This is a genomic window from Kitasatospora sp. NBC_01560, from assembly GCF_045208415.1.
Classification (GTDB): domain Bacteria; phylum Actinomycetota; class Actinomycetes; order Streptomycetales; family Streptomycetaceae; genus Kitasatospora.
In genome coordinates, this window is the sequence record NZ_CP109364.1 from 5,267,700 (window position 1) to 5,283,349 (window position 15,650).

General features: G+C 73.9%; 7 protein-coding genes. 5 read left to right on the top strand and 2 right to left on the bottom strand.

Features of this window, described 5'->3' with window-relative positions:
• Nucleotides 1-30 precede the first annotated feature (30 nt).
• The 4 genes from OH807_RS23070 to OH807_RS23085 all read left to right on the top strand — a co-directional run bounded on the left by OH807_RS23070 (nt 31) and on the right by OH807_RS23085 (nt 13,904).
• The gene (locus OH807_RS23070; RefSeq protein WP_406201987.1) at nt 31-9,747 is read left to right on the top strand and encodes an amino acid adenylation domain-containing protein; all 9,717 of its coding nucleotides are present in this window, start codon (nt 31-33) and stop codon (nt 9,745-9,747) included.
• Nucleotides 9,748-9,802: 55 nt separating this feature from the next.
• Entirely contained in the window at nt 9,803-10,993 is a 1,191-nt protein-coding gene (locus OH807_RS23075) for a cytochrome P450 (protein WP_406201990.1), read from the top strand.
• Between the two features lie 146 nt (nt 10,994-11,139).
• Complete coding sequence (locus OH807_RS23080; protein WP_406201993.1) at nt 11,140-12,849, top strand: phytoene desaturase family protein; 1,710 nt, start codon at nt 11,140-11,142, stop codon at nt 12,847-12,849.
• A complete protein-coding gene (locus tag OH807_RS23085; protein WP_406201996.1) occupies nt 12,846-13,904 on the top strand; it encodes an MDR family NADP-dependent oxidoreductase in 1,059 nt (352 codons plus the stop codon). Before OH807_RS23080 ends, OH807_RS23085 begins: the two co-directional genes overlap by 4 nt.
• A gap of 56 nt (nt 13,905-13,960) precedes the next feature.
• Here OH807_RS23085 and OH807_RS23090 read toward each other — a convergent pair whose 3' ends face one another.
• The gene (locus tag OH807_RS23090) at nt 13,961-14,536 is read right to left on the bottom strand and encodes a TrmH family RNA methyltransferase (protein ID WP_406201998.1); all 576 of its coding nucleotides are present in this window, start codon (nt 14,534-14,536) and stop codon (nt 13,961-13,963) included.
• Nucleotides 14,533-15,174 carry a class I SAM-dependent methyltransferase gene (locus tag OH807_RS23095; RefSeq protein WP_406202000.1) on the bottom strand — a complete coding sequence of 214 codons (642 nt, stop codon included), beginning with the start codon at nt 15,172-15,174 and terminating at the stop codon, nt 14,533-14,535. Before OH807_RS23095 ends, OH807_RS23090 begins: the two co-directional genes overlap by 4 nt.
• A gap of 270 nt (nt 15,175-15,444) precedes the next feature.
• Between OH807_RS23095 and OH807_RS23100 the strand changes: the two genes are divergently transcribed.
• Nucleotides 15,445-15,639: a hypothetical protein gene (locus tag OH807_RS23100; protein ID WP_406202003.1), complete on the top strand. Its 195-nt coding sequence runs from the start codon at nt 15,445-15,447 to the stop codon at nt 15,637-15,639.
• Nucleotides 15,640-15,650: the final 11 nt, after the last annotated feature.

The following is a 15,650-nucleotide window of genomic DNA, read 5'->3' on the forward strand; positions in this document are numbered from 1 at the left end:
GCGCGAACGCAGCGACACAAGGACTCGACCATGACGGATTCAAGCCCCGCCGCAGCACCCGATCCCGCAGCACCCGATCCCGCCGACTCCCCAGCACGCGCCGGCTCCGCTCCCACCGGCTCCGCGCTCCCCGGCTTCTCGTCCACCGCCTCCACCGCCTCCACCACCTCCACTGCCGGTGCCGCCACCGCCGCCGTCCGCGCCGGTCATGCCGGTAGCGCCGCTCACGACGGTCCGGCCGACGGTCCGGCCGGTGGTCCGGAGCGGATCGCGATCATCGGCATCGGCTGCCGGCTGCCGGGCGGGGCCAACGACCACCGCTCGTTCTGGCAGAACCTGGTCGAGGGGAAGGACTGCATCACCCCGACCCCGCGCAGCCGCTACGACGTGGCCACCCTGGGCAGCCGGGACAAGGCCAAGCCGGGGCGGCTGGTCGGCGGCCGGGGCGGCTACATCGACGGGTTCGACGAGTTCGACCCGGCGTTCTTCGGGATCAGCGGCCGCGAGGCCGACCACATGGACCCGCAGCAGCGGAAGCTGCTGGAGGTCGCCTGGGAGGCGCTGGAGGACGGCGGGCAGAAGCCCGCCGAGCTGGCGGGGCGTGACGTCGGCGTCTACGTGGGCGCGTTCACCCTGGACTACAAGATCGTGCAGTTCTCGGACCTCTCCTTCGAGAGCCTGGCGGCGCACACCGCCACCGGCACGATGATGACGATGGTGTCGAACCGGATCTCGCACTGCTTCGACTTCCGCGGCCCCAGCGTCTCCCTCGACACCGCGTGCAGTTCCTCGCTGGTCGCCGTCCACCTCGCCGCCCAGAGCCTGCTCCGCGGGGAGACCGACCTCGCGCTGGCCGGCGGCACGCTGCTGCACATCGCGCCGCAGTACACCATCGCCGAGACCAAGGGCGGGTTCCTCTCCCCGGAGGGCCGCTCGCGCACTTTCGACGCCGCCGCGGACGGCTACGTGCGGGCCGAGGGCGTCGCGGTGGTCGCGCTCAAGCGGCTCTCCGACGCCGTCCGGGACGGCGACCCGGTGCACGCCGTCATCATCGGCAGCGGGGTCAACCAGGACGGGCGGACCAACGGCATCACCGTGCCGAACCCGGACGCCCAGGTGACGCTGATCGAGCGGGTCTGCGCGGAGGCCGGGATCGTGCCGGGCAGCCTCCAGTACGTGGAGGCGCACGGCACCTCCACCCCGGTCGGCGACCCGATCGAGGCGAACGCGCTGGCGCGGGCGCTCGCGGTCGGCCGCCGCCCGGGCGACGCCTGCTACGTCGGCTCGGTCAAGACCAACATCGGGCACACCGAATCGGCCTCCGGCCTGGCCGGGCTGATCAAGTCGGCGCTCGCGCTCAAGCACCGGCTGATCCCGCCGCACATCAACCTGGAGACGCTCAACCCGGCGATCGACCCGGCCACGCTGCCGTTCCGGATCCCGGTCGAGCCCACGCCCTGGCCGGCGCACCGGGGGCCGGCCAGGGCGGGCGTCAACTCCTTCGGGTTCGGCGGCACCAACGCCCACGTCCTGCTGGAGGCCGCCCCCGAGCCCGCCCCCGAGCCCGCTCCCGAGCCGGTACCCGGCCAGGCACCCGAGCCGACATCCGCGACCACCCCGCCGCTTACGTCCCCGCCGCCCCTCACCATCCTGCCGCTCACCGCCCGCGACGCCGCCGCTCTGCCCGAGCTGGCCGCCGGCATCCAGGACGAGCTGGCCGGCGTCCGCGGCGGCAGCCCGGCCCGTCTCGCGGACCTCGGCCACACGCTGGCCCACCGGCGCCAGCACCTGGACGCCAGGCTCTCCGTGGTGCACGACTCCCGGGAGTCGCTGGACGAGGCGCTCACCGCCTACCTGCGCGGCGAGCCGCACCCCCGGGTGCTGACCGGACGCCGGCGGGAGGCCCGGCACCGCCGGCTGGCCTGGGTCTTCACCGGCATGGGCCCGCAGTGGTGGGCGATGGGCCGGCAGCTGTTCGCGACCGAGCCGGTCTACCGGGAGGCCGTCGAGGAGTGCGCCGAGCACCTCGCCGGGCTCACCGGCTGGTCCCTGACCGCCGAGCTGGCCGCCGACGAGGCGGACTCCCGGATGGCCCGGACCTGGCTCGCCCAGCCCGCCAACTTCGCCGTCCAGACCGGCCTGGCCGCGCTCTGGCGCAGCCGCGGCGTCCGCCCGGACGCCGTCGTCGGCCACAGCACCGGCGAGGTCGCCGCCTTCCACCAGGCCGGCGTCTACGACCTGGCCGACGCGGTCAAGGTGGTCGTGCACCGTAGCCGGCTGCAGCAGCAGCTGGCCGGTACCGGCGGCATGCTGGCCGTCGCGCTGACCGAGGCCGAAGCCCTCCGCCGGATCCGCCCGTACGGGGACGCCGTCTCGGTGGCCGCGATCAACAGCCCGACCTCGCTCACCCTCGCCGGGGACGCGGCGGTGCTCGCCGAGCTGGCCGAGGCGCTCACCGCCGAGCAGGTCTTCGCCCGTCCGCTGACGGTCGAAGTGCCGTACCACAGCGCCCGGATGGAACTGATCAAGGACGAGCTGCTGGAGTCGCTGGCCGATCTCAAGGCCAAGCCCGCGCAGGTGCCGCTGTACCTCACCGGTCAGGAGGGCACGGCGCACGGCACCGAGCTGGACGCCGGCTACTGGTGGCGCAACGTCCGGGACAGCGTCCGCTTCCAGCAGGCGGTCGAGCGGCTCGCGGACGACGGCTTCAGCCTCTTCCTGGAGCTCGGGCCGCACCCCGTCCTGGGCCGGTCGATCCAGGAGACGGTGGAGGCGCGCCGGGCGGCGGTGGAGGCCCGCTCCGGCGACGCCGACCGGCCGGAGGTCTGCACGCTGGCCTCGATCCGGCGGCAGGAGGACGAGCGGCTCACCTTCACCGCCTCGCTGGCCGCCCTGCACAACCTCGGCGTCGGGGTCGACTGGTCGGTGCTCCAGCCGGCCGGGCGGCCCGTCCCGCTGCCGCGCTACCCGTTCCGGCGGGACCGGCACTGGGTCGAGCCCCGCGCGGTCGAGCTGGTCCGGCAGGGCCGGCAGGACCACCCGCTGCTCGGCCGCCGGGTGCCGGGGGGCGAGCCGGCCTGGGAGGCCCGGCTGGACGCCGAGGCACTGCCCTACCTGGAGGACCACCGGATCCAGGGCCAGGTGCTCTTCCCCGCGGCCGGTTACCTGGAGATGGCCGTCCAGGCCGTCCGCTCGCTGACCGGCGGCACCGACGCGGCGCTGGCCGGCGTCGAGCTGCGCAAGGCGCTCTTCCTGCCGGACGACGCGAGCCGGGCCGTCCGGCTCACCCTCTCCGCCGAGAACGGCGCCTTCACCATCAGCACCGGTACGGCGGACGGCTCCGAGCGCACCGTGCACGCCACCGGTGTCGTCCGCCCCGCCCAGCGCCGGAGCCGGCCGGGCCACCGGCTGGACGCCGGAGCAGTCCGGGAGCGCGCCGCCCGCCACCTGGCCGGCCCCGACTGCTACGCCGCGCTGGCCGCGCTCGGCTACCACTACGGCCCGGCCTTCCAGGGCATCCACGAGGTGTGGATCGGCCCCGGCGAGGCACTGGCCGCCGTCCGGCCGACGGCGGCGATCGCCGGGCAGGGCGCCGGCCACCAGGTACACCCGGTGCTGATGGACGCCTTCTTCCAGACCCTGCTGACGCCCCAGCTGCTGCGGGACGGCCCGGCCGGGACGGGGATCAAGCTGCCGCTGGCGATCGGTGAGGCCCGGCTGGAGGCGACCGGCGAGCGCCCGCTCTGGGTGCACGCCACGGTGACCCGCGACGGCGGGGACGAACTGGTCGGGGACATCGCCGTCTACGACGAGGACGGTCGGCCGCTCGGCGCCGTCACCGACTTCCGGGCGGCCGACGTGGAGAAGGCCTCCACGGCCGTCGGCCTCGCCACCATCGACGGCTGGCTCGCCGAGCCGGTCTGGACGGAGCTGCCGGAGCCTGCCGACACCCCCGACCTGTTGGCCGAACACCCCGACCACTGGCTGCTGTTCGCCGACGCCGGGGGCGTCGCGGTCGAACTGGCCGCCCTGATCACCGCCCGCGGCGGCAGCTGCCGGCTGGTCCGCCCCGGCACCGGCTACCGGCCCGCCGGTGCAGGTACCGCAGGCGCCGCAGAGGCCGCAGGCGCCGCGGCCACCGTCGAGCCCGGCTCCGCCGACGACCTCCGCCGGCTGCTGGCCGACCAGCGGGCCGCCGGTGCCCCCGACCCGGCCGCCGTCGTCCACCTCTGGAACCTCGACCGGCCCGAGCTGGCCGGCGCCGACCGCGCCGCGGTGGCCGGGCACACCGGCGCGGGCGCGTACAGCCTGGTCGCGCTCGCCGCCGTGCTGCCCGGGGAACTGCCGGACGCCCGGTTGCACATCGTCACCCGCACCGCCCAGGCCACCGTGCCCGGCGAGCCGGTCGAGCCGCTCGGCGCGCCCGCCTGGGGAATCGGCCGGGTGCTGCGCCACCAGGAGCTGCCCGGCCACCCCGGCAAGCTGATCGACCTCGGCCCGGCCGGTCCGGCCGCTACCGGGACCGCCGAGGAGGCGGCCACCCCGCCCGTCACCGGGCCCGCCGAGGAGGCGGCCGCGCTGCTGCGCGAGTTCGGGCTCGCCGACGAGGACGAGATCGCGCTGCGCCCCGGCCGCCGGCTGACCAGCCGGCTGCGCCCGGCCGAGGGGCTGACCGGGCCGCTGCCGCCCAGCCTGCGCCCGGACGGCGCCTACCTGGTGACCGGCGCGTTCGGCGCCCTCGGCCGGCTGCTCTGCCGCACCCTGGTGCGCCGCGGTGCCCGCCGGCTGATCCTGGTCGGCCGCAGCCCGCTGCCGCCGCGCGAGCGGTGGCGCGGCCTCGACCCGGCGAGTCCGGCCGGGCGGAGCGTCGCCTTCCTGCGCGAGCTGGAGCTGCTCGGCGCCCAGCCCGTCCCGGCGGCGCTCGACGTCACGGACGAAGCGGCGCTGGCGGCCTGGCTGGCCGAGTACCGGGCGCTGGAGTCGCCGCCGGTCCGCGGCGTCTTCCACCTGGCCGGGCAGGTCCGCGACACCCTGGTGCCCGAGCTGGACCGCGAGGTGTTCGACGCCGTCCACGGGCCCAAGGTGCTGGGCGCGTTCGCCCTGCACCGGCAGCTCGCCGGTGAACCGCTCGACCACTTCGTGCTGTTCGCCTCGATCGCCTCGCTGCTCACCACCGCCGGCCAGACCAACTACGCGGCCGGGAACGCCTTCCTGGACGCGCTGGCGCACCACCGCCGGGCGCTCGGCCTGCCCGCGCTCAGCCTCGACTGGGGCCCGTGGGCCACCGGCATGATCGAGGAGCTGGGCCTGATCGACCACTACCGCAACAGCCGCGGCATGAGCTCGCTCGCGCCCGAGGCCGGGATGGCCGTGCTGGAGCGGGTGCTCGGGCAGGACCGCGCCCAGCTGCTGGTCGCCACCGTGGTCGACTGGCCGGTCTTCCTCTCCTGGTACCCGGCCCCGCCGCCGCTGGTCGCCGACCTGGCGGCCGCCGCCCGGGAGACCGCCCCGGCGCCGCGCCGGAGCAGCCTGCTGGAGGCGCTGCGGGCGGCCGGCGACGCGGAGCGCCGGGAGCTGCTCACCGAGCGGTTCACCGCGCTGGCGGCGGCGGTGCTGCGGGTGCCGGCCGAGCAGATCGGCCCCGGCGCCGGCCTGAGCGGCCTCGGTCTCGACTCGCTGCTGGCGATGGAGCTGCGGGCCCGGCTCAACACCGAACTCGGCACCGCCCTCCCGGTGGTGGCGCTGCTCTCCGACGCGCCGGTGGCCGCGCTGGTCGAGCAGTTGCACGCCGGTGCGGCCGAGCTGATCGAGGACGGCGGCGGCGCCGCCGCGGGAGCCGGGGTGGTGCGGTACGAGGACGCTGCGAACCACCCGCTGACGCAGAACCAGAAGGCGCTCTGGTTCCTCAAGCAGCTCAACCCGGACGGCTTCGCCTACAACATCGGCGGCGCGGTCGAGGTGCGGGTGGAGCTGGAGCCGCAGCTGATGGCCGCCGCCTTCCGGGCGATGGTCGAGCGGCACCCCAGCCTGCGGGCCAACTTCGTGCTCGACGCCGGCCGGCCCGTCCAGCGGATCTCCGCCGCGGGCGAGCCGGACTTCGCGGTGTTCGACGTCGAGGGCCTGGACTGGCCGGCGATCCACGACCTGATCGTCCGCGAGTACCGCAAGCCGTACGACCTGGAGCGCGACCCGCTGGTGCGGTTCCGGCTGTTCCGGCGCGGTCCGGAGCGCTGGGTGATCATGAAGGCCGTCCACCACATCGTCTCGGACGCGATCTCCACCTTCACCTTCATCGAGGAGCTGCTCGCCGTCTACGAGGGGCTGCGGCAGGGCCGGATGCCCGAACTGCCCCCGGTCGGCGCCCGCTACCTGGACTTCCTCAACCGGCAGAACGAGTTCCTGGCGGGCCGCGAGGCGCCGCGGATGCTGGAGTACTGGCGCTCGCACCTGCCCGCCGAGGTGCCGGTGCTCGGCCTGCCCACCGACAAGCCGCGTCCGCCGGTGCAGACGCACAACGGCGCCTCCGAGTTCTTCGTCCTGGACGAGGAGCTGAGCGCCCGGGTGCACGCGCTGGCCCGCGAGCACAACGTCACGGTCTTCATGGTGCTGCTCGGCGCCTACTACCTGCTGCTGCACGCGTACTCGGGCCAGGACGACATCGTCGTCGGCAGCCCGGTGACCGGCCGGACGGACGAGGAGTTCGCCGGGGTCTACGGCTACTTCGTCAACCCGCTGCCGCTGCACGTCTCGCTGGCCGGTGCGCCGACCGTGGCCGAGCTGCTGGCACTGGTCCGCACCACCGTGCTGGGCGGGCTGGACAACCAGGAGTACCCGTTCGTCCTGCTGGTGGAGAAGCTCGGGCTCCAGCACGACCCGAGCCGCTCGGCGGTCTTCCAGGCGATGTTCATCCTGCTCCACCACAAGGTCGCCACCGAGAAGTACGGCTACCGCCTGGAGTACATCGAACTCCCCGAGGAGGAGGGTCAGTTCGACCTCACCCTGTCCGCCTACGAGGACGAGGCGGAGCGCCGGTTCCACTGCGTCCTCAAGTACAACACCGACCTCTACCGGCCGGAGACGGTGGCCCGGCTGGCCGGCCACTACGTCAACCTGCTGGACGGGCTGACCACCGCCGGCGCCGACCGGCCGGCCACCGGGCTGGAGCTGCTCGGGCGCGAGGAGCGGGCCCTGGTGCTCCGGGAGTGGAGCGGGGCCGCCCGGCGGGCCGCGCACGAGGAGGCGGCGGACGAGGAGCCGGTGCACGAGCTGATCCTGCGGGCCGCCGCGGCCGCTCCGGACGCGCTCGCCGTGGCCGTCCCGGCGGAGTCCGGCCCGACCGCCCGGCTCGGCTACGGGGAGCTGGCCGAGCGCTCCCGCCGGGCGGCCGCCCGGCTGCGCGCGCTCGGTGCCGGGCCCGGCACGGTGGTGGGGATCTGCCTGGACAAGTCGCCGGAGCTGATCACCGCCCTGCTGGCGGTGCTGCGCACCGGCGCGGCCTACCTGCCGCTCGACCCGGCCCACCCGGCCGACCGGCTGGCGTACCTGGTCGGGCACACCGGCGCCGGCCTGCTGGTCGGGGACGCCGGGCGGCTCGCCGGGCTGCCCGTCCGGGTGGTCGGTCCGGCCGAACTGGAGGCGCCGGGCGACGACGTCACCGACGGCTTCGCCGACGAGCCCGTCGACCTCGACGCACCCGCGTACGTGATCCACACCTCGGGGTCCACCGGCCGCCCCAAGGCGGTCGAGGTCCCGCACCGGAGCCTCGCCTCGGCCTACCGGGCCTGGCGCACCGAGTACCGGCTGGAGACGGAGGTCAAGGTCCACCTCCAGATGGCCGGCCCGGCCTTCGACGTCTTCACCGGGGACGTGGTCCGCGCGCTCTGCTCGGGCGCCGCCCTGGTGCTGGTCGGCCGGGATCTGCTGCTCAACACCGCCCGGCTCCACGAGGTGATGCGGACGGAGCGGGTGGACGCCGCCGAGTTCGTCCCCGCGGTGGTCCGGACGGTGGCGGACCACTGCGAACGCTCCGGTGAGCGGCTGGACTTCATGCGGCTGCTGGTGGTCGGCTCGGACGTCTGGAAGGTCGAGGAGTACCAGCGGCTGCGCGCGCTCTGCGGCCCGCGGACCAGGCTGGTCAACTCCTACGGCCTCACCGAGGCGACCATCGACAGCGCCTGGTTCGAGGGCCCTGCCGACGGCCTGGAGCCCGGCCGGACGGTGCCGGTCGGGCGGCCCTTCCCGAACAGCACGCTCTACCTGCTGGACGCCCACGGCCGGCCCGTCCCGCCCGGCGTGCCGGGGGAGTTGTGGATCGGCGGCTCCGGGGTGGCGACGCGCTACGTCGGCGACGACGAGCAGACCGCCCGCCGGTTCGTCACCCTGCCGCTCGGCGGGGCCGACGGCACCCGCCCGGTCCGGCTCTACCGCACGGGGGACCTCGCCCGCTGGGACGCGGAGGGCGGGGTGCACCTGCTCGGCCGGGCCGACTCGCAGATCAAGGTGCGCGGCCACCGGATCGAGCCGGGCGAGATCGAGACCCAGCTCGCCGCATGGCCCGAACTGGACCGGGCGGTGGTCGCCGTCCGCCCGGACGGCACCGGTGAGAACGTGCTCTGCGCGTACTGCGTGCCCGCCCCCGGGCGGACGCTGGACCGGCGCGCGCTCCGCCGCCACCTGGCCGGCTACCTGCCGACCTTCATGATCCCCACGCACGTCACCGAGCTGCCCGCCCTGCCGCTCACCGCCAACGGCAAGGTGGACGTGGCCGCGCTGCCGGCGCCCCGGGCCGACGCCGCCGAGCAGGCCGCCGAACCACCCGTCACCCTCTACGAAGTCCGGATGGCCGAGCACTGGCGGGCGTTGCTCGGCATCGAGGAGCCCGGCCTGCAGCACGACTTCTTCGAGTGCGGCGGCAGTTCGATCCGGCTGATCGAGCTGATCCACGGCCTGCAGGACGAGTTCAACATCACCGTCCCGGTCAGCCAGCTGTTCAAGGTGACCACCCTGCACGGGATGGCGCGGACGGTGGAGCACATCGTCACCGGCCGGATCGAGGGCGCGCAGCCGTACCTCTGGTTCAACCAGGAGCAGCAGCAGACCGTCTTCTGCTTCCCGCCGGCCGGCGGACACGGCCTGGTGTACCGGCAGTTCGCGGCGCACCTGCCGGAGTACCGGATGGTGGCCTTCAACTACGTGGCCGGGGACGACAAGGTCGACCGCTACGCCGACCTGGTCGAGACGATCCAGCCGGACGGGCCGTGCGCCCTGCTCGGCTACTCGCTCGGCGGCAACCTCGCCTTCGAGGTGGCCAAGGAGCTGGAGCGGCGCGGCCGGGCGGTGCCCAACGTGGTGATCGTGGACTCGCACCGGATCCCGGAGTCCTTCACCCTCGGCGACGAGCACGTGCAGGCCTTCGAGCGCGAGCTCGCCGAGCACCTCCAGCGGCACACCGGATCCGCCGTCGTCGCCCGGGAGACTCGCGAACAGGCCCGGGACTACCTGCAGTTCTGCAGCCGGACACCCAACCTCGGGGTGATCACCGCGCCGGTCAGCGTGATCTCCGACGACGTCAAGGTGGCCCTCTACGCGGCCGGGCAGCACGGCGCCTGGCACGGCAGCTCGGTCACCGGGACGGCCGTGTTCCGGGGCTTCGGCACCCACGCCGAGATGCTCGACCACGAGTACATCGCCCGCAACGCCGGGCTGGCCCGGGACATCCTCGCCGGGGGTGCCGCCCGTGCGTCCTGAGACCGGTACCCGGTTGCCGAAGCCCGGCACAGCCCCACGAGAGGTGGACCCTCCCATGCTCAGGCAGCACCCGCCGCTGTCCTACCCGTTCGAGCCGCTCGGGCTCGAACTCCACCCGCGCTACGCCGAGTTGCGCGACCAGCCACTGGCCCGGATCCGGCTGCCCTACGGCGACGGCGCCTGGCTGGTGACCCGCTACGAGGACGTCCGCACGGTGCTCGCCGACCCGCGGTTCAGCCTCGCCGAGGCGATGGGCCGGGACCAGCCCCGGATGCGCCCGGTCGCCCGGACCGGCGCCGGCCTCTTCTCCACCGAGCCGCCCGAGCACACCCGGTTGCGTTCGCTGGTGGCCCGGGAGTTCAGCGCCCGCCGGGTCGAGCGGCTGCGCATCCGGGCCCGGGAGCTGGCCGACGAGCTGGTGGACGCCGTGCTGGCGGCGGGCGGCCCGGCCGACCTCGTCGAGGACTTCGCCATCCCGATGCCGACGACCATCATCTGCGAGGTGCTGGGCATCCCCGCCGAGGACCACCGGATGCTCTGGCAGTGGGCCGAGACGGTGCTCTCCGCCGTCACCCCGGGCGCGGTGCTCGCCGTCGAGGGCCAGGCGTTCATCGAGTACATGGCCGGCGTGCTCGACCTGCGCGGCCGCGAGCCCGGCGAGGACCTGCTGACCGTGCTCGTCCGGGCCTGCCGCGAGCAGGGCCTGATCACCGAGGACGAGCTGCTCTCGATCGCCTGCGACCTGCTGATCGCCGGCTTCGTCTCCACCACCAACCAGATCGGCAACTTCTTCCACCAGCTCCTGGTCAACCCGAAGGAGCTGCGGCTCCTGCGGGAGAAGCCCGAGCTGATCCCGAAGGCCGTCGAGGAGCTGATGCGCTACGTGCCGCTGCTCACCGGCTTCAGCCTGCCCCGGTACGCCACGGCCGACGTCGAACTGGGCGGGGTGACCGTCCGGGCCGGCGAGGCGGTGATGATCGCCACCGCCGCCGCCAACCGGGACCCGGCGGTGTTCGAGGAGCCGGAGCGGCTCGTCCTGGACCGCCCGGGCAACCCGCACATCGGCTTCGGGCACGGCGTGCACTACTGCATCGGCGCCCACCTGGCCCGGCTGGAGCTCCAGGTGGCCATCGAGACGGTGCTGGACCGGCTGCCCGGGCTGCGGCTGGCCGTCCCCGAGGACGAGCTCCGCTGGAAGGCGGACGCCATGGTGAACGGCCTCCAGGCGCTCCCGGTGGTCTGGTGACCACCCCGGCGACCACCCGGGCGACCACCCCCACGGCAACGACGAGGACGACGAGGAAGGCCAGGCACGTGGCACGGGAATCGGCACGGGGCACAGCGGCACGGGACGCGACGGTACGCGGCGCGGAAGGCCGCCGCCGGGAGACGATGATCGTCGTCGGCGGCGGCCTCGGCGGCCTCTCCACCGGCTGCTACGCCCGGATGAACGGGTACCGTACGCAGATCTTCGAGATGCACGAGATCCCCGGCGGCTCCTGCACCGGCTGGGACCGCAGCGACTTCACCTTCGACTGGTGCATCAGCTGGCTGCTCGGCAACGGCCCGGGCAACGAGATGTACCAGATCTGGCTGGAGCTCGGCGCCCTCCAGGGCAAGGAGATGCGGCACTTCGACGCGTTCAACATCGTCCGCGGCCGGGACGGCCGGGCGGTGTACTTCTACTCCGACCCGGACCGGCTGGAGGCGCACCTGCTGGACATCTCCCCGGCCGACGCCGCCCCGGTGCGGGAGTTCTGCAACGGCATCCGGACCTTCCGCAAGGCGCTGGCGGTCTACCCGTTCCTCAAACCGGTCGGGCTGATGGGCCGGGTCGAGCGCTGGCGGATGCTGGCCTCGTTCCTCCCGTACTTCAACACCATCCGCAAGTCGATCACCGTGCTGATGACCGACTACGCGCAGCGCTTCCGTGACCCGCTGCTGCGCGAGGCGTTCAACTTCATCCTCTACGAGAAGCACCCGGCCTTCCCGGTGCTGCCGTTCTACTTCCAGCTCGCCTCGCACGCCAACCAGGCCGCCGGGGTGCCGGAGGGCGGCTCGCTGGGCCTGGCCCGGTCGGTGGAGGAGCGCTACCGCAAGCTCGGCGGCGAGATCACCTACAACGCCAAGGTCGAGGAGATCCTGGTCGAGGACGACCGGGCGGTCGGCGTCCGGCTCAGTGACGGCCGGGAGTACCGCGCGGACATCGTGGTCTCCGCCGCCGACGGCCACACCACACTGATGAAGCTGCTCAAGGGCCGCTACCTGAACGACACCTACCGCCGGCTCTACACCTCGCTGATCGACGAACCGGGCCAGCTGTCCCCGGGGTACGTCTCGCTCTTCCTGGGCCTGCGCAAGCCCTTCCCCGAGGGTGACCCGTGCACCACCTACCTGCTCTCGGAGCGGGAGGCGGCCGAGCTGACCGGCATCCGCTGCCCGAGCATGAACGTGCAGTTCCGCACCCGGCACTACCCGGAGCTGGCACCCCGGGATTCCACGGTGGTGTTCGCCACCTACTTCTCCGAGATCGGGCCCTGGCGCGCGCTGCACGAGGGCCCGGAGCAGTCCTCCCGGGTGCGGCGCGGCGAGGAGCTGCACACCCTGCCGGTCAAGCACGGGCGGGAGTACACCGCGGCCAAGCGCAAGGTCCGGGCCGGCATCGTCTCCTTCCTGGACGAGCGGTTCCCCGGCTTCCGGGACGCGGTCGCCGTCGCGGACGTCTCCACCCCGCTCACGCAGGTCCGCTACACCGGGGTCTACGACGGCACCTTCCCCGGGTGGAACCCCTTCGTGGAGGGGGCGGAGACGGTCGAGCAGGAGATCAAGAAGAGCGGCCCGGTGCTGCCGGGCCTGTCGAACTTCTACCTCTCCGGGGTCTGGGCCACCATCGGCGGCCTGATCCGGGCGGCCGCCGCCGGCCGGCACGTCATGCAGTTCGTCTGCCGGGACGACGGCGTGGACTTCACCGCCGAGATCGACCTGAGCGCGCCGCCGCCCACCCATCTGATCCTCCCGGTCGGCCGTCCGCCGCAGCAGGCGGCCGGCCCGGCCGACGAGATCCCGTCCACCACCACCGTCACGACAGGGGCCCTGGCATGAAGATCGAGAAATGGGTGGTCCGCGAGCACCTCGACGGGGTGCCGGACGTCAACCGGGTCTACGAGAAGGTGGTCGAGGAGGTCGGGATCAGCCTCCGCCCGGACGAGATGCTCTTCCGGACCAGGTACGTCTCGGTCGACCCGTACCAGAACGGCCTCGCGCTGGAGACGCCGCTCGGCGACCACATGGGCGCCGACTCGATCCTGGAGGTGCTGGAGGCCGGGCCGGAGGCCGCGTTCCGGGTCGGCGACCTCGTCCAGGGCTTCGGCGGCTGGCGCAGCCACGTCGTCCACAACGGCGCCGAGGAGGTCTGGCGGACCGGCGCCTTCCCGATGGTCTTCCCGGCCTACCGCCGGCTCGACCCGGCCTGGTACGACGAGCAGCTGCCGCTCTCCACGGCGCTCGGCATCATGGGCGCCCCCGGCATGACCGCCTGGGGCACGCTGACCACCTTCATGACCGTCCGCCCCGGCGACACCGTGGTGATCAGCGGCGCCTCCGGCTCGATCGGCACCCTGGTCGGACAGCTGGCCAGGCGCGCGGGCGCCGGCCGGGTGGTCGGCACCACCGGCTCGCCCGGCAAGGCCGCCCACCTGAAGGAGCTCGGCTTCGACGAGGTGGTGCTGTACGACCGGGCGGACGACGCCGAGGCGGTCCGCGAGGCGCTGCTGCTCGCCGCCCCCGACGGGGTCGACCGGTACTTCGACAACCTCGGCGGGTCGGTCACCGACGCGGTGTTCACCATGCTCAACGTGGACAGCCAGGTCGCCGTCTGCTGGCAGTGGGCGACGACGGTGAACGGCGAGCTGACCGGGCCCCGGCTGCTGCCGTACATCATGTTCCCGCGCACCACGATCCGCGGGATCTTCGCCCAGGAGTGGTTCACCGGGCCGCGGCTGGCGGCGATGCACGAGGAGCTCGGGGCACTCGTCCGGAGCGGGGAGATCCGCTACCACCAGACGGTCCACAAGGGCTTCGACGCCATCCCGCAGGCCTACCGGAGCCTCTACCTGGACCGGGAGACCAACCGGGGCAAGGTGCTGGTCGAGGTCTGAGCCCGCCCCGGGGGGGGGGGGGGCGGTGCGCCGCGGGCACGCCGCCCCCCGGCGGGTCACTCGTCGTCGAAGTCCAGGCCGCCGGCGTCGCTGCCGTCCGGGGTGCCGCTGATCACGTACCCCTGGCGGCGGGCCTCGTAGCAGGCCACCGTGGCGGCGGCGGAGACGTTCAGCGAGCCGACCCGGCCCAGCTGCGGGACGAACACCACCTGGTCGCAGAGGGCCAGCGCGTCGGGGGTGATCCCGCGGTCCTCGTGGCCCAGCACGAAGGCGACCGCCGGGGTCAGCTCGGCGGCGAACATCGGCAGCGCCTCGTCCGCCAGCTCCAGCCCGACCACCTTGAAGCCGTCCGCCTTGGCGGAGGCCACCGCCTCGGCGACGGTCGGGAACTGCTCGACCTTGAGGTACTTGTCGGTGCCCATGGCGGCCTTCTGCGCGCCGGACGAGCGCACCGACGGGGTGTCGCCGGTCAGGTACAGCTTCTCGGCGCCCATCGCGGCGGCGGTCCGGACCACCGAGCCGACGTTGAACGGCGACTGGAGGTTCTCCAGGATCAGCGCGAGCCGGAACTCGTTGCTGCGCCGCCACGAGCGGTGCAGCCGCTTCAGTTCGGTCCCGCGGAGCTGCTTCACGACGTCGTACCTCGTCCACTCTCGGGGCCCGCACCCTCGGGGCGGGGCCGCGCTTCCAGAATCCGGAACCCGTTGACCGACGTGACCCGGCTGGTCGGGTGGCCCTGCTCGGTCAGCCACGTCTGCAGCGAGTCCGAGCCCAGGTTCTTCTGCACCACCAGGAAGGCCGATCCGTCCGGGGTGAGCCGGCCGAGCCACTGGAGCAGCAGCCGGCGCAGGGCGGCCTTGCCGATCCGGATCGGCGGGTTGGAGTAGATCGCCGCGAACCGAAGGTCCTCGGGGACCTCCTCCGGCAGCGCCGCCTGCACGTTGCCCAGGCCGAGCGCCTCCGCGTTCAGCCGGACGAGGTCCAGCGCGCGGGTGTTCACGTCCACCCCCCAGACCGGCAGCCGCTTGCGGCGGCTCGCCCAGGTCAGGGCGATCGGGCCGTAGCCGCAGCCGACGTCCAGGATCGGGCCGCGGACCCGCGGCGGCGGCGCGTGCTCCAGCAGTACCCGGGTGCCCGGGTCGAGCCGGCTGCGGGAGAACACACCGGCGTCGGTGGTGAGTTCCAGGGTGAGGTCCGGCAGGGTGACCGTGATCGGACGGCGCTCGCTGGCGACCTCGGGTGCACCGGTGAAGTAGTGCGAGCCGGACATGATTTCCCCGTCGTTCGTGAGGCTTCGGGGCCACCGGGTGGGTGTGGGTAAGCCCTGCTGGTACGGCACTGATCGTACCCCCGGCGGCCCGGCCCCCGTTTTCCGTGCCGGTGGCGGGGCAGACGGGGGGTGCGGGGCCCGGGCACCGGGCTGGGCCCGGGCAACACGCCGACCGGCCGACGGCGCATCGCGTCCGGGCAGCCGTCGGCGGATACTTCCAGTACCCCCCAACGGGCCCGTGGGAGCCTCCGAACAGCGAGGACGGATGCCATGCCGCAGAATCCAGAGGATTACCTCGACGAGGTCGCCGAGGCGGTGGAGCCGGACGACGAGGCGGAGCAGGGCGACGACTACGACGAGCTGGCCGAGCGTCGCGCCCTCGGCGCCGACCCGGCCACCGAGGTCGCCGACGTCGCGGAGCAGACCCGGGTCGTGCAGCTCGACGAGGACGAGTACCGGGAGTAGCCGGCCCGCCG